Consider the following 20225-nt stretch of genomic DNA (forward strand, 5'->3'; position numbering starts at 1 on the left):
AAGAAAGAAGATTCACGAAAATGGCAGTTGAGATGTTCTATGACGCCGACGCGGACCTGTCGATCATCCAGGGCCGCAAGGTCGCCGTCATCGGCTATGGCAGTCAGGGGCACGCGCACTCGCTGAGCCTGCGCGACTCCGGCGTCGAGGTGAAGGTCGGTCTCAAGGAGGGCTCCAAGTCACGCGAGAAGGTGACCGAGCAGGGCCTGGAGGTGGGCACCCCGGCCGAGGTCGCCAAGTGGGCCGACGTGATCATGCTGCTGGCGCCCGACACCGCGCAGGCCGAGATCTTCAAGAACGACATCGAGCCCAACCTCAACGACGGTGACGCGCTGCTGTTCGGCCATGGTCTGAACATCCACTTCGGGCTGATCAAGCCGCCTGCCAACGTCACCATCGGCATGGTCGCCCCCAAGGGGCCCGGCCACCTGGTGCGCCGCCAGTTCGTCGACGGCAAGGGTGTGCCGTGCCTGATCGCGGTCGACCAGGATCCCAAGGGTGAGGGCCAGGCGCTGTGCCTGTCCTACGCCGCGGCGATCGGCGGTGCCCGCGCCGGCGTCATCAAGACCGACTTCAAGGAAGAGACCGAGACCGACCTGTTCGGCGAGCAGGCCGTGCTGTGCGGTGGCACCGAGGAACTGGTCAAGGCCGGCTTCGAGGTCATGGTCGAGGCGGGTTACGCCCCGGAGATGGCCTACTTCGAGGTGCTGCACGAGCTCAAGCTCATCGTCGACCTGATGTACGAGGGCGGCATCGCGCGGATGAACTACTCGGTGTCCGACACCGCGGAGTTCGGTGGCTACCTGTCGGGCCCGCGGGTCATCGACGCCGACACCAAGGAGCGGATGCGCGCCATCCTCAAGGACATCCAGGACGGCACCTTCGTCAAGCGCCTGGTCGCCAACGTCGAGGGCGGCAACAAGGAGCTCGAGGCGCTGCGCAAGAAGAACGCCGAGCACCCGATCGAGGTCACCGGCAAGAAGCTGCGCGACCTGATGAGCTGGGTCGACCGGCCCATCACCGAGACGGCGTAACACCACATCTGGACGAATCGGGCGCGTTCGGCAACCCCTGGGGTCGCCGAACGCGCCCGATTCGCGTCAATCGGTACGCTCGGTGCTCATGACGGGCACCTCTACGCCGGCCGCCGCGCTGCTGGCCCGTGCCGGGGGCCTGCGAGGACTGGTGTACACGGCGTTGCCGGTGACGATGTTCGCCGCGCTCAACGCCGCGGTCGGGCTGATGCCCGCGCTGGTCGCGGCGGTGGCCGCCGGTGCGGTGATCCTGACCTGGCAGCTGGTGCGTCGCGAGTCGACGCGGCCCGCGCTGTTCGGATTCGCCGGGATCGCGGTGGGGGCGGGCTTCGCGCTCGCCACCGGTCAGGCCAAGGACTTCTACCTGCCCGGCATCTGGATGTATCTGGCGATGGCGGTCCTGTTCACCGGATCGGTGCTGGCCCGCCGGCCGCTGATCGGGGTGGTCTGGGCCTGGATGACCGGCCGCGACGACACCTGGCGGCGTACCCGCCGGGTGCGCACCGCGTTCGACCTCGTCACGCTGATGATGGCGGTGGTGTCCGCGACGCGCTTCGGGGTGCAGTTCCATCTGTACGACACCGACCAGGAGGGCATGCTCGCCGTGGCGCGGATCGCGATGGGCTGGCCGATCTTCCTGGTCACCTCGACACTGATCTACCTGGCCATCCGGACGGCGATGCGGACGCTGCCCAAGGGCGCGTCGTAGCGAGCCGGCATCACCGCGGCGCGAGGGACGGCAGGTCCTTGATGCCGAACTCGCGGCGCAGCACGGTCCGGGCGGCGTAGAGGCCGGCCATCCCGTGCACGCCGCCCCCCGGCGGGGCCGCCGACGAACACAGGTAGGCCTTCGGGATCGGCGTCGACCACGGATTCCACCGCAACGCCGGTCCGGTCAGGGCGCTGACCATGTTGTTGCCGCCCACCCCGATGTCGCCGCCGACCAGGTTCGCGTTGTGCTCGGACAGGCGCGCCGCGGGCACGCTGCGCACGCCGACCACCACGTCGCGGAAGCCCGGCGCGAACCGCTCGAACACCTCGGTGACCGTCTCGGCCATGTCGACCGTCGATCCCGCGGGCACGTGGGCGTAGGCCCACAGCGGCCGACGGCCCTGCGCGTCCACCCGTTTCGGGTCGGCCAGGTGGGGGAGCGAGGCCAGCACCATCGGCCAGCGCGGGTGCCCGGCCCGCGGCGATCTCCTTCTCCGCCAACGCCATCGTGGCGCGGTCGCCGCCCATGTGCAGCGTCGGCGCGTCGGCCAGGCGGGCGTCCCGCCACGGGATGTCGCCGGACAGCACGAAATCGACCTTGGCCACCCCGGGCCCGTAACGGTAGCGCCGCAACGTCTTTGCGTACCGCGACGGTAGCCGGTCGCCGTAGATGTCCAACAGCGCCGTCGGCGCGGTGTCGTAGAGGACCACGCCCGACGGCGGGCTGGTCACCTCCTCCCCGACGACGAGTTCGCCGCCGTGGGCCAACAGGTCGGCGATCAGCGCGTCGGGGATCGCCTGCGAGCCGCCGACCGGGATCGGCCAGCCGACCGCGTGCGCGAGGGTGGCCAGCATCAGGCCGGCGCCGGCCGACACCAGCGACGGCATCCGCGAAATCGTATGTGCGGCAACACCGGTGAACAAGGCACGGGCATCCTCGCCGGCCAGCGTGCCCCACGCCGGGCTGCCCTGGGCGAGCAGCCGGGGAGCGACCCGCAGCGCGGCGGGCAGGCTGGGCGGCACGGACCTCTTGTCGCCCAGCAGCAGGCCGACCACGCCGTCGCAATCGGCGGCCAGCGGCCCTAGCAGCCGTCGCCACGAAGCGCCGTCGTCGAGTTCGTCACAGGTGCGCGAGAGATCGCGGTAGCCGATGGCCGCCGGGCGCCCCGGCAGCGGATTGGCGTAGGACACCTCGGGCACCGCCAGCGTGACGCCGCGGGCGGGCAGATCGAACTCGGCGAAGAACGGCGAAGCCAACGCCAACGGGTGGACCGCCGAACAGATGTCGTGCGTCACACCGCCGAACTCGGGGTCGGCCAGCGTGCGCGCACCGCCGCCGGGTGTGGTCTGCGCCTCGATCACCCGCACCGAAACCCCTGCTCGCGCGCAGATCACGGCCGCGGCCAGTCCGTTGGGCCCACTCCCGACGACGGTCAATTCCACCTGGACATTAGAGCCCATTAGGCTGAGACCTCGTGAGTCTTCCTGTAGTACTGATCGCCGACAAGCTGGCCCAATCGACGGTGGAGGCCCTGGGCGACCAGGTCGAGGTCCGCTGGGTCGACGGCCCGGACCGGGAGAAGCTGCTGGCCGCGGTGCCCGACGCCGATGCGCTGCTGGTGCGTTCGGCGACGACCGTCGACGCCGAGGTTCTCGCCGCGGCCCCCAAACTCAAGATCGTGGCCCGCGCGGGCGTCGGTCTGGACAACGTCGACGTCGACGCCGCGACCGCGCGCGGGGTGCTGGTGGTCAACGCGCCGACGTCCAACATCCACAGCGCCGCCGAACACGCCCTGGCGCTGCTGCTGTCCACCGCCCGCCAGATCCCGGCCGCCGATGCGACGCTGCGCGAGCACACCTGGAAGCGCTCGGCGTTCTCCGGAACCGAGATCTTCGGCAAGACCGTCGGCGTGGTCGGCCTGGGCCGCATCGGCCAGCTGGTGGCCCAGCGGCTGGCGGCGTTCGGCGCCCACATCACCGCCTACGACCCGTATGTGTCCCAGGCGCGGGCCGCGCAGCTGGGCATCGAGCTGCTCACGCTCGACGAGCTGCTGAGCCGCGCCGACTTCATCTCGGTGCACCTGCCCAAGACCAAGGAGACCGCGGGCCTGATCGGCAAGGAGGCGCTGGCCAAGACCAAGCCGGGCGTGATCATCGTCAACGCCGCCCGCGGCGGGCTGATCGACGAGCAGGCGCTGGCCGACGCGATCACCGCGGGCCATGTCCGGGGCGCGGGCCTCGACGTGTTCTCCACCGAGCCGTGCACCGACAGCCCGCTGTTCGAGCTGCCGCAGGTCGTGGTGACCCCGCACCTCGGCGCGTCGACCGCCGAGGCGCAGGACCGGGCAGGCACCGACGTCGCGGCGAGCGTGAAGCTCGCGCTGGCCGGTGAGTTCGTGCCCGACGCGGTCAACGTCGGCGGCGGGACGGTCGGCGAGGAGGTGGCGCCGTGGCTGGACCTGGTGCGCAAGCTCGGTCTGCTCGCCGGCGTGCTGTCCAGCGAGTTGCCGGTGTCGCTGTCGGTGCAGGTGCAGGGTGAGCTCGCCAGCGAAGACGTCGAGGTGCTCAAGCTCTCCGCGTTGCGCGGCCTGTTCTCTGCGGTGATCGAGGATCCCGTCACGTTCGTCAACGCACCCGCCCTGGCCGCCGAGCGCGGCGTGGACGCGTCGATCAGCACCGCGTCGGAGAGCCCGAACCACCGCAGCGTCGTCGACGTGCGTGCGGTCGGCGCCGACGGCTCCAGCGTCAACGTGGCCGGCGCGCTGTCGGGTCCGCAGCTGGTCGAGAAGATCGTCCAGATCAACGGCCGCAACCTGGATCTGCGCGCCGAGGGCGTCAACCTGATCATCAACTACGACGACCAGCCCGGCGCGCTCGGCAAGATCGGCACCCTGCTGGGCGGGGCGGCGGTGAACATCCTGGCCGCACAGCTGAGCCAGGACGCCGAGGGCAGCGGGGCGACGATCATCCTGCGCCTGGACCGTGAAGTGCCCGAGGACGTGCTGGCCGCCATCGGCAAGGACGTGCACGCCGTGACGCTGGAAGTGGTGGACCTGACGTGAGCCCGTCGATGAAGTTGGCAGTGATCGCCGGTGACGGCATCGGACCGGAGGTCGTCGGCGAGGCACTCAAAGTGCTCGACGCCGTGCTGCCCGGCGTCGAGAAGACCGAGTACGACCTCGGCGCGCGGCTGTACCACCGCACCGGCGAGGTCCTGCCGGACTCGGTGCTGGAGGAGCTGAAGGGCCACGACGCGATCCTGCTCGGCGCCATCGGCGACCCGTCGATGCCCAGCGGGGTGCTCGAACGCGGACTGCTGCTGCGCATCCGGTTCGAACTCGACCACCACATCAACCTGCGGCCCGGCCGGCTCTACCCGGGGGTGAAGAGCCCGCTCGCCGGTGACCCGGAGATCGATTTCGTCGTGGTGCGGGAGGGCACCGAGGGGCCCTACACCGGCAACGGCGGCGCGATCCGCGTCGGGACACCGCACGAGATCGCCACCGAGGTCAGCGTGAACACCGCGTTCGGGGTCCGCCGGGTGGTGCAGGACGCGTTCAAGCGGGCGCAGCAGCGCCGCAAGCATCTGACCCTGGTGCACAAGAACAACGTGCTGACCAACGCCGGATCGCTGTGGTGGCGCACGGTTCAGGCGGTGGCCACCGAGTTCCCGGAGGTCGAGGTGGGCTACCAGCACGTCGACGCCGCGACCATCCACATGGTCACCGATCCCGGCCGGTTCGACGTGATCGTCACCGACAACCTGTTCGGCGACATCATCACCGATCTGGCCGCCGCGGTGTGCGGTGGTATCGGACTGGCGGCCAGCGGCAACATCGATGCCACGCTGACCCATCCCTCGATGTTCGAACCGGTACACGGAAGCGCGCCCGACATCGCCGGCCAGGGGATCGCCGATCCGACGGCGGCCATCATGTCGGTGTCGCTGCTGCTGGCGCACATGGCCGAGATCGACGCCGCGGCCAAGGTCGACGCCGCGGTCGCCGAGCACCTGGCCACCCGGGGAGACCGGAAACTGTCGACCGTCGAGGTCGGCGAGCGGATCCTGGCGAAGCTGTAGCCATCGCCGGATTCGCGACGCCGGGCCGTCAGTACCGGTTGTTCGCGATCGGTGCGTCGTTCTTCGCGTCGGCGACCGCGCCCGGATTCGCCGCGTGGGCGGGTGCGGGCCCGGCCAACCTGCTGTGCTTTGCCGGTTCCTGGTTCTTCACGGTCGCCGCGTGGATGCAGTTGGATCTCACCGATCGGGCCAGGCGGGTCGAATGGTCTGCGGCCGCAGTGCAATTCGTCGGCACGGTGTTGTTCAACCTCAGCACCGGCGCCGCGGTGTGGGCGCACGCGGTGCAGACCGAGCGTCGTGACGTCTGGGTTCCCGACGCGACCGGGTCGCTGATGTTCCTGATCAGCGGGGTGCTGGCGATGGCGGCGGTGACCGCCGCCGACGGTGGGCCGGATCTGGGGTCCCGCGAGTGGGTGGCGGATGCGGTCAACCTGATCGGGTGTGTCGCGTTCGCGGTGTCGGCGGTCGGCGCGTTCGTGCGCACGGACGGTGTCACCGCCGACGAGTGGCTGGCCAACCTCGGGACGTTCGTCGGGGCGCTGTGCTTTCTGGGCGCGGCGTTGATGGGACTTCCGCGCCGCCGCTGTCCGGCACGCCCGCCCGGGACGGGGTGAATCCCGAAGCGGCGACCGTTACTTCGGCGCGACGTCGCGCGGCACCGCGGGGATGGCCAGCAACGGGAACAGCGCACACACCGCGAACGCCACCGGATACCCGGCGACCGCGATCAGCGCGCCGAACAGCGGGGGAGCGACACCCTGAGCGAACAGTTGGCTGGTGTTCTGGGTGCCCAGTGCGCGCCCGCTCCAGAACGGTCCGGCGTACTCGGCGATCAGCGTGAACGCCAAACCGTTGTCCGACACCGTGATCACCGACGCGACGATCATCAACGCGATGCTTGCCGGTGAGTCGAGCCAGTCGGTCAGCGCCAGCAGCGCCATCGCCGCCGCCGCGGCCGCGGCGATCGTGCGGATGGGCCGCAGCCGGGAGGCGATCACGTCGCCGGTGCGACGGACGTAGGTATCCGACCACCGGCCGGCGCCGATCCGGCCGGCGGCGCCCAGGATCTGGGCCGCCATCACCAGCAGGCCCGCCGATTCCGGTGACCAGCCGTGCGCGGAGATCAACCACACCAGCGTGAACGTCCACACCACCACCTGCGGGACGACGAGCAGCACGGAGGTGAGATGGACGCGCCACAGCATCGACGACCCCCGGTACGGGTTGGCCAGGTCGGCGTCGGTGGCCTCGGCCCGCGGTGGGCGCGGCGGGTCGATCACCGCGACCGCACACAGCACCGCCGCGGCCGCGCACACCACCGCGGGGAACAGCAGCGCTCCTGCGGCGCCCTCGCTCTGGGCCAGGCGCGGGATCACCAGCGCGCCGAAGCCGACGCCCAGCGGTTGAGCGGTCTGCCGGATGCCCATCACCAGGCCGCGCTGCTCGGCCTCGAACCAGCCGACCACCAGCCGGCCGCTGGCGGTGTTGCTGCTCGCGGCCGCCATCCCGCCGAGGAACAGGAAAATCCCTGTCGCCGGAAGGGAGTCCGCCGTCGCCGCGGCCAGCGCCGCGGCCGCGGTCAGCGCCGACCCCAGGGCCAGCACCACCCGTTCGCCGACGCGGTCGACGACATACCCCCAGGCGATCAGCGTCACCACCATGCCGAGGCTGGGCAGCGAGGACATCAGACCCGCGGCGGCCAGGTCGAGCCCGCGCTCGTCGTGCAACGTCGGGATCAGAAAGGCGACGCCGTTGATGAACACGTTGGCGCACAGCGTGGCCAGCAGTCCGATGGCCAGCATCGACCAGCGTCGCAGCGAGCTGATCGAGCGGGTTCCCATGGCGCCATGCTTGCACAAGCGTCCCAAAATGCTGAACCTATATCTCATGATGTGAGACGGCATCCGGTCGGTGGCGCGCCGACGGGCGGGCCCGGCGCGGGCACTAGGCTGGCGGTATGCGTCTCGGACGAATAGCCAGCCCTGATGGAGTCGCCTTCGTCGCGATCGAAGGCCCCCCCGAGGACCCGGCCGCCGCGGTCGCCCGCGAGATCGCCGAGCACCCGTTCGGCACCCCGACCTTCACCGGCAGGCAGTGGCCGCTGGCCGACGTGCGCCTGCTCGCGCCGATCCTGGCGAGCAAGGTCGTCTGCATGGGCAAGAACTACGCCGCGCACATCGAGGAGATGGGCGGCGGCACGTTCGAGGATCCGATCATCTTCCTCAAGCCGAACACCGCGATCGTCGGGCCCTACACGCCGATCCAGCTTCCCGCCGACGCCGATCCGGTGCATTTCGAGGGTGAGCTCGCGGCGGTGATCGGCCCTGCAAGGACGTTCCGGCGTCCCGCGCGGCCGAGAACATCCTGGGTTACACGATCGCCAACGACGTGTCGGCCCGGGATCAGCAGAAGAAGGACGGCCAGTGGATACGGGCGAAGGGCCATGACACCTTCTGCCCGGTGGGTCCGTGGATCGTCACCGATCTCGACCCGTCGGATCTGGAGATCCGCACCGAGGTCAACGGCGAGGTAAAACAGCGCAGCAGGACCTCGATGATGATCCACGACATCGGCGCGATCATCGAGTGGATCTCGGCGGTGATGACGCTGCTGCCCGGCGACCTCATCCTGACCGGAACGCCGGAGGGAGTGGGTCCGCTCGAGCACGGCGACACCGTGAGCATCACCGTCGAGGGGATCGGAACCCTCACCAATCCCGTTGTGAGAAAAGGAAGATCGTGACCATCTCGGATGCGGCTGTTCGTGTCAGATTCTGTCCGTCGCCGACCGGCACACCCCACGTCGGGCTGATCCGGACCGCGCTGTTCAACTGGGCCTACGCGCGCCACACCGGCGGCGCGTTCGTGTTCCGTATCGAGGACACCGACGCCGCGCGCGACAGCGAGGAGAGCTACCAGGCGCTGCTGGACGCCCTGCGGTGGCTGGGCCTGGACTGGGACGAGGGCCCCGAGGTCGGCGGCCCGTACGGCCCCTACCGCCAGTCCCAGCGCCGCGAGATCTACCTGGACGTGATCGAGCGTCTGCTCGCCGCCGGCGAGGCCTACGAGGCGTTCTCGACGGCCGAGGAGGTCGAGGCGCGTCACCTCGCCGCCGGCCGGAACCCGAAACTCGGGTACGACAACCACGACCGTGACCTGACCGACGAACAGCGCGCGGCGTTCCGCGCCGAGGGCCGGCGGCCCGTCGTGCGGTTGAGGATGCCCGACACCGACATGACGTGGACCGACCTGGTGCGTGGCGAGACGACGTTCCCGGCCGGTTCGGTGCCCGATTTCGCGCTCACCCGCGGCAGCGGAGACCCGTTGTACACCTTGGTCAATCCGGTCGACGACGCGTTGATGAAGATCACCCACGTGCTGCGTGGCGAGGATCTGCTGCCGTCCACGCCGCGCCAGCTCGCGCTCTACGCCGCGCTGACCCGCATCGGTGTGGCGGAGATGACACCGAAGTTCGCCCACCTGCCGCCGGTGCTCGGCGAGGGCAACAAGAAGCTGTCCAAGCGGGATCCGCAGTCGAACCTCTTCCTGCACCGCGACCGGGGATTCATCCCCGAGGGCCTGCTCAATTACCTTGCCCTGCTGGGCTGGTCGATCGCCGACGACCGTGACATCTTCAGCCTCCAGGAGATGGTGGCCGCGTTCGACGTCGCCGACGTCAACTCCAATCCCGCGCGCTTCGACCAGAAGAAGGCCGACGCGCTCAACGCCGAGCACATCCGGATGCTCGACCCGGCCGACTTCACCCGTCGGCTCGCGGACTACTTCGCCGCCCACGGGCACCGCACGGGCCTGGACGACGCGCAGTTCGCCGAGGCGGCCGAGTTGGTGCAGACCCGGATCGTCGTGCTCGGCGACGCCTGGGATCTGCTCAAGTTCCTCGACGACGCGTCGTTCGCGCTCGACGAGCGGTCGGCGGCCAAAGAGCTCAAGGCCGCGGCGGTGCCGGTGCTCGACGCGGCTCTGGAGGCGCTGGACGGCATCGCGATGTGGGATGCGGCCACCATCGAGGAGGCGCTCAAAGCGGCGCTGATCGAGCGTCTGGAGCTCAAACCCCGCAAGGCCTTCGGTCCGGTCCGGGTGGCCGTCACAGGCTCGTCTGTGAGCCCGCCGCTGTACGAGTCGCTGGAGCTTCTGGGCCGCGACCGCAGCCTGGCGCGGCTACGGGCCGGCCGGGAACACGCCGCAGCGGCCGTAACGGAGGAGGCGTGAAAAACCACTCCGAAATCTTTGGTAGTCTGCTCGTCGGCCGGAGTTGAGGCGCCGAGCGGGACAACCGCAACGCGCTAGGTCGAAAAACGGCTTGTGACCAGCGGTGACAAGTTCGCTTTGGGGTATGGTGTAATTGGCAACACAGCGGTTTCTGGTACCGCCATTCTAGGTTCGAGTCCTGGTACCCCAGCCAAAGCCACTGATTAGGTCTGCATTCTCACCTGAGCTATGCTTTCCAACCGGCACCAGTTCTAGCCCCCGTCGTCTAGCGGCCTAGGACGCCGCCCTCTCACGGCGGTAGCGTGGGTTCGAATCCCATCGGGGGTACAACGAGAAAACTCCGGTCCTCACGAGGACCGGAGTTTTTTTGTGCGCGCCCTCGCAGGGTGCCGAGAGATCCTTGTCACAACCTGCGCGTCAACGCATCCGCGGCCGCGACCAGATCGGCGGCCCAGCGGGCCCCGGGCCGCCTGCCCATCCGGTCGATCGGGCCGGACACCGAGACCGCGGCGATCACCGCGCCCCGGCCGTCGCGGACCGGGGCCGAGACGCTGGCCACTCCGGGCTCGCGTTCGGCCACGCTCTGCGCCCAGCCGCGCTTGCGGACCTCGGCCAGGGTGCGGTCGGTGAACGTGGCCGCCGGCAGCACCGCCTGCTGGGTGGTCGGGTCGGCGAACGCGAGCAGCACCTTGGCGCCCGAGCCCGCCGTCATCGGCAGCTGGGTGCCGACGGGCACGGTGTCGCGCAGGCGGGCGGCTCCAGAGCCGCGATGCAGATTCGGGTGGTGCCCTCTCTGCGGTAAAGCTGCACGCTCTCGCTGGTGAGTTCGCGCAGCCGCGGCAGCACCACCGCGCCCGCGGCCAGCAGTGGATCGTTGACGTGGCCGGAGAGTTCGACCAGAGCCGGGCCCAGGCACCACTGTCCGTCGCCGTCGCGGGCGAGCAGGCGGTGCACCTCCAGGCCGACGGCAAGCCGGTGGGCGGTCGCCCGCGGCAGGTCGGTGCGTGCACACAGATCGGCGAGACCGCAGGGGGACTCGGCCACCGCGTGCAACACGGTGACCGCTTTGTCCAACACGCCGATGCCGCTATTCTGTCTCACAAGGAGATACTAGCTTCCCAGATTGTGAGATAGTCAAGATGGCCAACGCGAACCAGCCCCGCACGCTCGCCGAGAAGGTGTGGAGCGACCATGTCGTCGTCACCGGCACCGGCGAAGGTGCCGCACGTGAGCCCGACCTCATCTACATCGACCTGCATCTGGTCCACGAGGTCACCAGTCCGCAGGCGTTCGACGGGCTCCGGCTCGCCGGCCGTCAGGTCCGCAGGCCCGATCTGACGATCGCCACCGAGGACCACAACGTGCCGACGATCGACATCGACAAGCCGATCGCGGATCCGGTGTCGCGCACCCAGGTCGAGACGCTGCGCCGCAACTGTGAGGAATTCGGAATCCGGCTGCACCCCATGGGCGACGTCGAGCAGGGCATCGTGCACATCATCGGTCCGCAGCTGGGCCTGACCCAGCCCGGGATGACGGTCGTCTGTGGCGACAGCCACACCTCGACCCACGGCGCGTTCGGCGCACTCGCGATGGGCATCGGCACCTCCGAGGTCGAGCATGTGCTTGCCACCCAGACACTTCCGCTGCGGCCGTTCAAGACGATGGCGGTCAACGTCGACGGGAAGTTGCCACCAGGGGTCAGCGCAAAGGACCTCATCCTGGCCGTGATCGCCAAGATCGGCACCGGCGGTGGTCAGGGCTACGTGATCGAATACCGGGGCAGTGCCATCGAATCGCTGTCGATGGAAGGCCGGATGACGATCTGCAACATGAGCATCGAGGCCGGCGCCCGGGCCGGCATGGTCGCCCCGGACGAGACGACATTCGAGTTCCTGCGCGGCCGCCCGCATGCGCCGCAGGGCGCCGACTGGGATGCCGCGGTGCAGGCCTGGCGCCGGCTGCGCACCGACGACGGCGCCGAGTTCGACACCGAGATCTATCTCGACGCCTCGACGTTGAGCCCGTTCGTCACCTGGGGGACCAATCCCGGCCAGGGCGTTCCGCTGTCCGCCACGGTGCCGGACCCCGAGATGATCTTCGACGAGGGGGAGCGACAGGCGGCCGAAAAGGCTTTGGCTTACATGGACCTTCGCCCGGGTACCCCGATGCGGGAGATTCCGGTGGACACGGTCTTCGTCGGTTCGTGCACGAACGGCCGGATCGAGGACCTACGGGTGGTCGCCGAGGTGCTGCGCGGCCGCAGGGTCGCCGACAACGTCCGGATGCTGGTGGTGCCGGGCTCCATGCGGGTGCGAGCCCAGGCCGAATCCGAGGGTCTGGGTGAGATCTTCACTGCCGCAGGCGCGGAATGGCGCCAGGCGGGGTGCTCGATGTGCCTCGGCATGAACCCCGATCAGCTCGCGCCCGGGCAACGGTGCGCATCAACGTCCAACCGCAATTTCGAAGGCAGGCAGGGCAAGGGGGGCCGCACACACCTGGTGTCGCCCGCGGTCGCCGCCGCGACAGCGGTGCGCGGCACCCTGTCATCCCCCGCCGACCTCGCCGGCGAATCCGCCCACTGAGACCCAGGAGACCGTCATGGAAGCTTTTCGCACTCACACCGGGATCGGCGTTCCGCTGCGCCGCTCGAACGTCGACACCGACCAGATCATCCCCGCCGTCTACCTGAAGAGGGTGACGCGAACGGGATTCGAGGACGGCCTCTTCGCCGCCTGGCGTAACGACCCGTCCTTCATTCTGAATTCGCCGCCCTTCGACAAGGGCTCGGTTCTGGTCGCCGGCCCCGATTTCGGCACCGGCTCGTCACGCGAGCATGCGGTCTGGGCGCTGATGGACTTCGGATTCCGGGTAGTCATCTCGTCCCGATTCGCCGATATTTTCCGGGGCAACGCCGGAAAGGCCGGCCTGCTGGCCGCCGAAGTGTCCCAAGATGACGTCGAATTGTTGTGGAAGCTCATCGAGCAGCATCCGGGCACGGAAATCACTGTGAATCTTCAAGATCGGACCATCACCGCCGGAACCATGATGGTGCCGTTCAACATTGACGATTACACCGCCTGGCGACTGCTCGAAGGACTCGACGATATAGGCCTTACGCTGCGGAAAGTCGACGAGATCGAGGATTTCGAGCAGCATCGGCCGGAGTGGAAACCGCGTACCTTGCCGGCGTGAGCGGGGGCTGAAAAGACCGAAATCCCGCATCCGAAACCCTCTTTTCGCAACCTCCCGCAGGACGGTAAGGGGGCCAAGCGGATTGAAAAATGTTCGCTGAATGGGCCTGAAATTGCGCGTGGCTCTTGGAAATCAGCACGTGATGGGTTTACCGTGTCCACTAGTCGGTCCAGAGAGGACCACTGGTTTCGGAGGTTTTGCATGAACAAAGCAGAGCTCATCGACGTACTCACGGAGAAATTGGGCTCGGATCGTCGGCAAGCGACTGCGGCGGTGGAGAACGTTGTCGACACCATCGTGCGCGCCGTGCACAAGGGTGAGAGCGTCACCATCACGGGCTTCGGTGTTTTCGAGCAGCGTCGTCGCGCAGCACGCGTGGCGCGCAATCCGCGCACCGGTGAGACCGTGAAGGTCAAGCCCACCTCAGTCCCGGCGTTCCGTCCCGGCGCTCAGTTCAAGGCTGTTGTCTCTGGCGCACAGAAGCTTCCGGCCGAGGGTCCGGCGGTCAAGCGCGGCGTGACCGCGACGACCGCCCGCAAGGCGGCCAAGAAGGCTCCGGCCAAGAAGGCTGCTGCGAAGAAGGCCGCACCGGCCAAGAAGGCTCCGGCGAAGAAGGCTGCGACCAAGGCGGCACCGGCCAAGAAGGCCACCGCCGCCAAGAAGGCGGCACCGGCCAAGAAGGCCACCGCCGCCAAGAAGGCGGCACCGGCCAAGAAGGCCACCGCCGCCAAGAAGGCAGCACCGGCCAAGAAGGCTCCGGCCAAGAAGGCTGCGACCAAGGCTGCACCGGCCAAGAAGCCCACCGCCGCCAAGAAGGCGCCCGCGAAGAAGGCTCCGGCCAAGCGCGGACGCAAGTAAGTCACGTTCCACACGGATACGCCGCGGATCAACTGATCCGCGGCGTGTTTGTGTGTGTCCTGCCGACTAGGTTGAATTCAATTGCGGCGTCACTTCTTCGGGGGCAGCGGGCTGCTGATGTGATCGGCGGCGATCAACCGGCCGTCCGACAGCGACATCACCCAGGTGCTGCCCTTGCGGTTGCGTGACTTGTCCGGCCGCACCCCGTCGCGCTCGCACCACCAGGAGATCAGGTCCGGAATCACCTTGCCCTGAGTGCAGATCACCGGTGTCACCGACTTCTCCGCGATCTCCAGGACGCGGTGGCGGGCGGTCTTGCGGTCCTCGGCATAGGCCTCTTCGGTCAGCGCCGGCTCGTCGTGGATCCCCACCCCGAGCTCCTCGGCCAACGGGTCCAGCGTTTGCCGGCACCGCACCCGGTCGGCGGCGAACAACTCCTCGGCGCCGAACGCCAGCAGTTGTCCCACCAAGGATTCGGCTTGGGCGCGGCCGCGCTTGTCCAGCGGACGTTTTCGGTCGTCACCGCGGTAACGCTTCTTGTCGCCCGCGGTGCCGTGACGCACCACGAGCACCGTCTGGGTGTCGGCCGGCTGCTTGCGGAAGTGCCGCAGAACCTTGCGGTCGTGCGGATAGCTCAGCAGCGGCATCGCGTCCTCGGGGGCGAGCCAACGCAGTTCGTCGACTTCGTCGTTCGGGTGGAACTCACCGCCGAGGCAGCGCGCAGCCCAGTACCGCACGTTCTTGGTGGCGTGGTCGACCGGATAGGTGATGGTCGGCAGCCGGCGCCCGAGCCGCGCGCGGTAACCGGTCTCCTCCTCGATCTCGCGCACCGCGGTGACCGGTTCGGTCTCGCCGGGATCCACCTTCCCCTTGGGAAGCGACCAGTCGTCGTAGCGCGGACGGTGCACGAGTGCGACCTCCGATGCGCCCGTGCACTCCTGAGGCCGCCACAGCACCGCGCCGGCGGCCAGGACGGGCGCCTTCTTCACCACGACTGCATCCCGCTTGTGCTCCTTGGGCACCTCAACTCCTGCGTGTCGTCCAGCCGGTCCCGGAGAGAGGCTACGGGTGCCTGTGGAGTTCCATCATCGACCGCTGATGGTCGCGCACGGTGTGCCCCTCCTGCGGCGAGGCCGTCCAGTGCCCGTCGGGGCCGAGCTCCCAACACCGGGTGCTCGGATCGGTCGCCGATTCGAAGATCTCGTTCAGCTGGGCGGTCAGCCGCGGATCCTTAACCTGCGCCATCACTTCCACGCGCCGGTCGAGATTACGATGCATCATGTCGGCGCTGCCGATCCAGTACTCGTCGATCGCGCGGAAATGAATGATCCGTGAATGTTCCAGGAACCGGCCGAGGATCGACCGCACCGTGATGTTCTCCGAGAAGCCGAGTTCGCCGGGGCGCAGCGCGCAGATGCCCCGGACCACGACCTCGACGCGCACACCGGCCTGCGAGGCACGGTACAGCGCGTCGATGACCTGCTCGTCGACCAAAGCATTGGCCTTCAACCGGATCCGTCCGTCGGCGCCGTCCCGGGTGGCGGCGATCTCGCGCTCGATGCGCTCGATGATGCCCTTGCGCACGCCGAACGGCGCGACCAGCAGGTTGCGGTAGGACTCCTTGCGCGAGTAGCCGGTCAGCGAGTTGAAAAGGTCCGTCAGGTCGGCGCCGATGTCGGGGGCGGCGGTCAGCAGACCGATGTCCTCGTACAGGCGCGCGGTCTTCGGGTTGTAGTTGCCGGTGCCGACGTGGCAGTAGCGCCGGATCGTCGATCCTTCCCGGCGCACCACCAGACATGTCTTGCAGTGTGTCTTCAGGCCGATCAAGCCGTACACCACGTGCACGCCTGCCTGTTCCAGCGCACGCGCCCACTTGATGTTGGCCTGTTCGTCGAACCTGGCCTTGATCTCGACGAGCGCCACCACCTGCTTGCCGGCCTCGGCGGCGTCGATGAGCGCGTTGACGATCGGCGAGTCGCCGGAGGTGCGGTACAGGGTCTGTTTGATCGCGAGCACGTTGGGGTCGGCCGCGGCCTGCTCGATGAACCGTTGCACGGTGGTCGAGAACGAGTCGTACGGGTGGTGCACGAGGACATCGCTGTCGCGCAGCGCGGCGAAAATACTCTTGGGGGTCTCGCGTTCACCGAACGCCGACGGGGTCGCGGGCACGAACGGCGGGTCCTTGAGCGCGGGCCGATCCACGCCGTAGATCTGCCACAGCGATGAGAGATCCAGCAGCCCGGGCACTTCGACCACATCGCCGGGTGCGACGTCGAGCTCGCGAAGCAGCAACTCCAGCATGCCCTCGGTCATGTCGTCGGAGACCTCGAGGCGCACCGGAGATCCGAAGCGGCGACGGGCCAGTTCCCGTTCCAGCGCCTGCAGCAGATCCTCGTCGCGGTCCTCTTCCACCTCGAAGTCGGCGTTACGGGTGATGCGAAACGCGTGGTGTTCGACGATTTCCAGGCCCGGGAACAGCACCGGCAGGAACGCCGCGATCAGTTCCTCCATCGGGAGGAACCGCACCGTGCCCGGCGTGCCCTCCCGGCTGAACAGCTCCACGAAGCGGTCGACGTTGTCCGGCACCTTGATTCGGGCAAAGTGCTGGCCACCGTCGTCGGGCTGTTTGACGGTGATCGCGAGGTTGAGGCTGAGCCCGCTGACGAACGGGAACGGGTGCGCAGGATCGACGGCCAGCGGTGTCAGCACGGGGAACACCTGCTCGTGGAAATAGGTCGAGAGCCGGCCGCGTTCGGCCTCGTCGAGTTCGGACCAGGTGACGATGATGATGCCCTCGTCGGCGAGGGCGGGCCGCACCGCGTCGAGAAACACGTGCGCGTGCCTGCTGGCGATCTGCTGGGTGCGCTCGCTGATCCGGCGCAGCTGTTCCCGCGGTGACAGGCCGTCGGCCGAGCGCACCGACAGCCCCATCTCGTCGCGGCGTTTCAGCCCGGCGACCCGCACCATGTAGAACTCGTCGAGATTGGACGCGAAGATCGCCAGGAACTTCGCGCGCTCCAGCAGCGGCAGCGACGGATCGGCCGCCAGCGCCAGGACCCGGGCGTTGAAATCCAGCCAGCTCAGTTCCCGGTTGAGGTAGCGGTCCTCAGGCAACGGGTTCTCGACCGTCGGAGACGTCGCCGCCGGCGGCGCCACGGGTGCTGAATCCGCCGGCGCTGGGGGCGGGGAGAGCGTCTCCGGTGCCTCGGCTGGCTCCGCCTGATCCTGCCGGGTCTGGGCTTCGGTCATGTGAGTCGATGATTCCCTATATCCGGGTGCTCCTGCCACCGAGTCGGGTTAACGATTCATGATGCGCCCGATAACCTGCGCCGTCACCGCGCCGACGCCGAGGTCGCGTGCGGCGAGCAGGTCGTCGGGGGTGTCGATGTCCGAGCGCAGCCCGGGCCAGGATCCGGTCAGTTCCTGCGCCCCGGAACGGCGGTGCCGTCGCGCGGAGTCTGGCCCGAATCGCGGGTCCAGCGCGACGCCGAACGCGAACAGCGCCGAGGTGCCGGTGCCGTGCCGGTCGGCGACGAAACTGCGCGGGTGTGCGCGCGCCGCGGCGATCGCCCCGGCCAGTTCCTCGGTCTGTAGTGCGGGCAGATCACCTTGCAGCGCAACGATATTGGCGCTCTCCCGGCGGGCATCGGCTTCGGCCGCCGACAGCGCGTTGTTCAGCGGGTCTCGATGGCCCTGCGGTGTCGGGTCGGCGAGTACCCGGGCGCCGAGCCCGCGGGCCGCGTCGGCGGCATCCTGGTCGGGGGTCACGATGAGCACCGAGAGCACCGCAGGCACGGCCATCGCCGCGGTGATGGTGTCGACGAGCATCGCCAGCATGACGTCCTCCCGCGCGGCCGCCGAGTACACGGGCGCCAGGCGTGTCTTGGCAGCGGTGAGCCGCTTGACCGCGATCACCAGGCCGACGTCGGCGTGGTTGGTGTTCATGCCGCTCACGAGCGCCATCCTGCCAGCAGATTATTCCCGGCTACTCTGATGCCGTGGTAGAGGCGGCGGTGATGGGTGCCGGGGCGTGGGGAACAGCCCTCGCGAAAGTGTTGGCCGATGCCGGCAACGAGGTCAGGTTGTGGGCGCGCCGGCCGGAGCTGGCCGAGGAGATCAACCGGACCCATCGCAATCCCGGTTACCTGGACACCGCGCTGCCCGGGTCCATCCGGGCCACCAGCGACGCCGCGGAAGCGCTCGCCGGGGCGTGCACGGTGCTGCTGGCCGTTCCGTCGCAGACCCTGCGGACCAATCTCGGGCAATGGAAGTGCCACCTTGAGCCCGACGCCTCACTGGTCAGTCTGGCCAAGGGCATCGAACTGGACACGCTGCTGCGGATGAGTCAGGTCGTCACGCAGGTGACCGGTGCGGACCCCGCCCGGGTCGCGGTGGTGACCGGGCCGAACCTGGCCAGCGAGATCGCCGCCGAGCAACCCGCCGCCACCGTGGTGGCCTGCACCGACTCCGGCCGCGCGGTGGCACTGCAGCGTGCGCTGGCCACCGGCTACTTCCGCCCGTACACCAACTCCGACGTCATCGGCGCCGAGATCGGCGGCGCATGCAAGAACGTCATCGCGCTGGCCTGCGGGATGGCCGCAGGTGTCGGACTGGGGGAGAACACCGCCGCGGCGATCATCACCCGCGGGCTGGCCGAGATCATGCGGCTCGGAATTGCGTTGGGCGCCAAGCCCACCACGCTGGCGGGCCTGGCCGGGATCGGCGATCTCGTGGCCACCTGCAGCTCCCCGTACTCGCGGAACCGGTCCTTCGGTGAACGGCTCGGCAAAGGCGGGACCATCGAGGCCGCGCGCGAGGCGACCGGCGGCCACGTCGCCGAAGGCGTCACCTCGTGCCGGTCGGTGCTGGCGCTGGCCTCCAGCTACGACGTCGAGATGCCGTTGACCGAGGCCGTCCACCGGGTATGCCACAAGGGCCTGTCGGTCGACGAGGCGGTGGCCCTGCTGCTGGGCCGCACCACCAAACCGGAGTGAGGGCACATGGCGGGCACCTACGGAGATTCCACCAGGAGCATCAAAGCCCTTGGGGCTGAGTCGATTCCAGGAATACCGGTGGCGCCGACGCCGATGCCGGCGGCGGCGTATCACCTCGCCGCCGACGAGGACGAAACCCTGGACACCTACGGGCGTAAGTCCAACCCGAACTGGCGGCAGCTGGAATCCGCGCTGGCTCAGCTCGAAGGCGCCTCCGCGGCGCTGACTTTCGGCTCGGGCATGGCGGCGCTGACCGCGGTGCTGCGGACCGTCGCCGAGCCGGGGCGCACGATCGTGGTGCCCGCCGACGGCTACTACCAGGTGCGCGCGTATGCCCGGGAGTACCTCGCCCCGCGCGGGGTCACCGTCGTGGAGGCGCGGTGCGCACAGATGTGCGACGCCGCCCGCGGAGCGGACGTGGTGCTGGCCGAGACGCCGTCGAACCCCGGCCTGGACGTGGTCGACCTGCATCGGCTGGCGATGACGTGCCGGGCGCAGCAGACCCTGCTCGTGGTGGACAACACCACCGCCACCCCGTTCGGACAGCAGCCGCTGTCGTTCGGCGCCGACCTGGTGGTGGCCAGCGCCACCAAGACGCTGGCCGGTCACCACGACGTCCTGGCCGGTTACGTCGCGGGCAGCCACCCCGAACTGATGGACAAGATCAACCGCGAACGGCTGCTGGCCGGACCCATCCTCGGCGCGTTCGAGGCGTGGCTGGTGCTGCGCAGCCTGGGCAGCGCCGGTCTGCGGTTCGAGCGGCAGTGCCAGAACGCCGCGGCGCTGGCTCTGATGCTGCGCTCGCACCCGGCGGTGCGCTCGGTGCGCTACCCGGGCCTGCCCGAAGATCCGTCCCACGCCGTCGCGGCGGCGCAGATGCGGCGCTTCGGCGGGATCGTCTCCGTCGAACTGGCCGACGCCCGCGCGGTGCACGACCTCGTCGGCAGAAGCGAGTTGCTGGTCGCGTCGACGAGTTTCGGCGGCATCCACACCTCGGTCGACCGACGGGCCCGCTGGGGTGACCCGGTTCCGCACGGGTTCGCCCGGATCTCGCTCGGCATCGAGGACACCGACGACATCGTCGACGACGTCCGGCGGGCACTCGGGACGGCGTGAGCGCGCC

15 protein-coding genes, 2 tRNA genes and 3 pseudogenes are annotated in these 20225 nt (G+C 69.0%); 14 read left to right on the forward strand and 6 right to left on the reverse strand.

Features of this window, described 5'->3' with window-relative positions; translation table 11 throughout:
• Window positions 1-32 precede the first annotated feature (32 nt).
• Both ilvC and C6A87_RS09815 read left to right on the forward strand, forming a co-directional pair.
• Window positions 33-1034, forward strand: a complete 1002-nt coding sequence (gene ilvC, locus C6A87_RS09810; RefSeq protein WP_311117871.1) for a ketol-acid reductoisomerase — start codon at window positions 33-35, stop codon at window positions 1032-1034.
• A gap of 88 nt (window positions 1035-1122) precedes the next feature.
• On the forward strand, window positions 1123-1743 hold the full coding sequence (locus tag C6A87_RS09815) for a DUF3159 domain-containing protein (RefSeq protein ID WP_311117058.1): 621 nt from the start codon (window positions 1123-1125) through the stop codon (window positions 1741-1743).
• 10 nt (window positions 1744-1753) lie between these two features.
• On the opposite strand, the pseudogene C6A87_RS09820 reads toward C6A87_RS09815, so the two are convergent.
• Window positions 1754-3188: pseudogene (locus C6A87_RS09820) on the reverse strand (phytoene desaturase family protein).
• Between the two features lie 32 nt (window positions 3189-3220).
• On the opposite strand from C6A87_RS09820, the gene serA reads away from it, so the two are divergent.
• Genes serA through C6A87_RS09835 form a run of 3 tightly spaced genes read left to right on the forward strand, consistent with a single transcriptional unit; the run spans window position 3221 to window position 6440 of the window.
• The gene (gene serA, locus C6A87_RS09825) at window positions 3221-4807 is read left to right on the forward strand and encodes a phosphoglycerate dehydrogenase (RefSeq protein ID WP_311117059.1); all 1587 of its coding nucleotides are present in this window, start codon (window positions 3221-3223) and stop codon (window positions 4805-4807) included.
• 8 nt (window positions 4808-4815) lie between these two features.
• A complete protein-coding gene (locus C6A87_RS09830; protein WP_311117060.1) occupies window positions 4816-5826 on the forward strand; it encodes a 3-isopropylmalate dehydrogenase in 1011 nt (336 codons plus the stop codon).
• Window positions 5827-5864: 38 nt separating this feature from the next.
• Complete coding sequence (locus C6A87_RS09835) at window positions 5865-6440, forward strand: hypothetical protein (protein WP_311117061.1); 576 nt, start codon at window positions 5865-5867, stop codon at window positions 6438-6440.
• Window positions 6441-6458: 18 nt separating this feature from the next.
• On the opposite strand, the gene C6A87_RS09840 is transcribed toward C6A87_RS09835, so the two are convergent.
• Entirely contained in the window at window positions 6459-7667 is a 1209-nt protein-coding gene (locus tag C6A87_RS09840) for an MFS transporter (RefSeq protein WP_311117062.1), read from the reverse strand.
• Window positions 7668-7783: 116 nt separating this feature from the next.
• Here C6A87_RS09840 and C6A87_RS09845 point away from each other — a divergent pair.
• From C6A87_RS09845 to C6A87_RS09860, 4 genes and pseudogenes are all read left to right on the forward strand, one after another.
• A pseudogene (locus C6A87_RS09845) lies at window positions 7784-8568 on the forward strand (fumarylacetoacetate hydrolase family protein).
• A gap of 2 nt (window positions 8569-8570) precedes the next feature.
• On the forward strand, window positions 8571-10055 hold the full coding sequence (gene gltX, locus C6A87_RS09850; RefSeq protein WP_311117872.1) for a glutamate--tRNA ligase: 1485 nt from the start codon (window positions 8571-8573) through the stop codon (window positions 10053-10055).
• A 118-nt stretch (window positions 10056-10173) separates the two neighbouring features.
• Window positions 10174-10248, forward strand: a tRNA-Gln gene (locus tag C6A87_RS09855).
• A gap of 61 nt (window positions 10249-10309) precedes the next feature.
• Window positions 10310-10382, forward strand: a tRNA-Glu gene (locus tag C6A87_RS09860).
• Between the two features lie 76 nt (window positions 10383-10458).
• Here C6A87_RS09860 and C6A87_RS09865 read toward each other — a convergent pair.
• Window positions 10459-11156: pseudogene (locus C6A87_RS09865) on the reverse strand (IclR family transcriptional regulator).
• 38 nt (window positions 11157-11194) lie between these two features.
• On the opposite strand from C6A87_RS09865, the gene leuC reads away from it, so the two are divergent.
• From leuC to C6A87_RS09880, 3 genes are all read left to right on the forward strand, one after another.
• The gene (gene leuC, locus C6A87_RS09870; protein WP_311117063.1) at window positions 11195-12640 is read left to right on the forward strand and encodes a 3-isopropylmalate dehydratase large subunit; all 1446 of its coding nucleotides are present in this window, start codon (window positions 11195-11197) and stop codon (window positions 12638-12640) included.
• A gap of 16 nt (window positions 12641-12656) precedes the next feature.
• Complete coding sequence (gene leuD, locus C6A87_RS09875) at window positions 12657-13250, forward strand: 3-isopropylmalate dehydratase small subunit (protein ID WP_311117064.1); 594 nt, start codon at window positions 12657-12659, stop codon at window positions 13248-13250.
• Between the two features lie 201 nt (window positions 13251-13451).
• Window positions 13452-14108: an HU family DNA-binding protein gene (locus tag C6A87_RS09880; RefSeq protein ID WP_311117065.1), complete on the forward strand. Its 657-nt coding sequence runs from the start codon at window positions 13452-13454 to the stop codon at window positions 14106-14108.
• Window positions 14109-14197: 89 nt separating this feature from the next.
• Here the strand turns inward: C6A87_RS09880 and C6A87_RS09885 are convergent, their stop codons facing one another.
• Genes C6A87_RS09885 through cofC form a run of 3 tightly spaced genes read right to left on the reverse strand, consistent with a single transcriptional unit; the run spans window position 14198 to window position 18071 of the window.
• Window positions 14198-15130, reverse strand: a complete 933-nt coding sequence (locus C6A87_RS09885; RefSeq protein ID WP_311117066.1) for an NUDIX hydrolase — start codon at window positions 15128-15130, stop codon at window positions 14198-14200.
• Between the two features lie 40 nt (window positions 15131-15170).
• The gene (locus C6A87_RS09890) at window positions 15171-17357 is read right to left on the reverse strand and encodes an RNA degradosome polyphosphate kinase (RefSeq protein WP_311117873.1); all 2187 of its coding nucleotides are present in this window, start codon (window positions 17355-17357) and stop codon (window positions 15171-15173) included.
• A gap of 48 nt (window positions 17358-17405) precedes the next feature.
• Complete coding sequence (cofC, locus tag C6A87_RS09895) at window positions 17406-18071, reverse strand: 2-phospho-L-lactate guanylyltransferase (protein ID WP_311117067.1); 666 nt, start codon at window positions 18069-18071, stop codon at window positions 17406-17408.
• A 53-nt stretch (window positions 18072-18124) separates the two neighbouring features.
• Here cofC and C6A87_RS09900 point away from each other — a divergent pair, with 53 nt between their 5' ends.
• On the forward strand, window positions 18125-19102 hold the full coding sequence (locus tag C6A87_RS09900; protein WP_311117874.1) for an NAD(P)H-dependent glycerol-3-phosphate dehydrogenase: 978 nt from the start codon (window positions 18125-18127) through the stop codon (window positions 19100-19102).
• Between the two features lie 6 nt (window positions 19103-19108).
• Complete coding sequence (locus C6A87_RS09905; RefSeq protein WP_311117068.1) at window positions 19109-20218, forward strand: cystathionine gamma-lyase; 1110 nt, start codon at window positions 19109-19111, stop codon at window positions 20216-20218.
• The last annotated feature ends 7 nt before the right edge of the window (window positions 20219-20225 follow it).

This window comes from Mycobacterium sp. ITM-2016-00317 (assembly GCF_002968295.1).
Lineage (GTDB): Bacteria > Actinomycetota > Actinomycetes > Mycobacteriales > Mycobacteriaceae > Mycobacterium.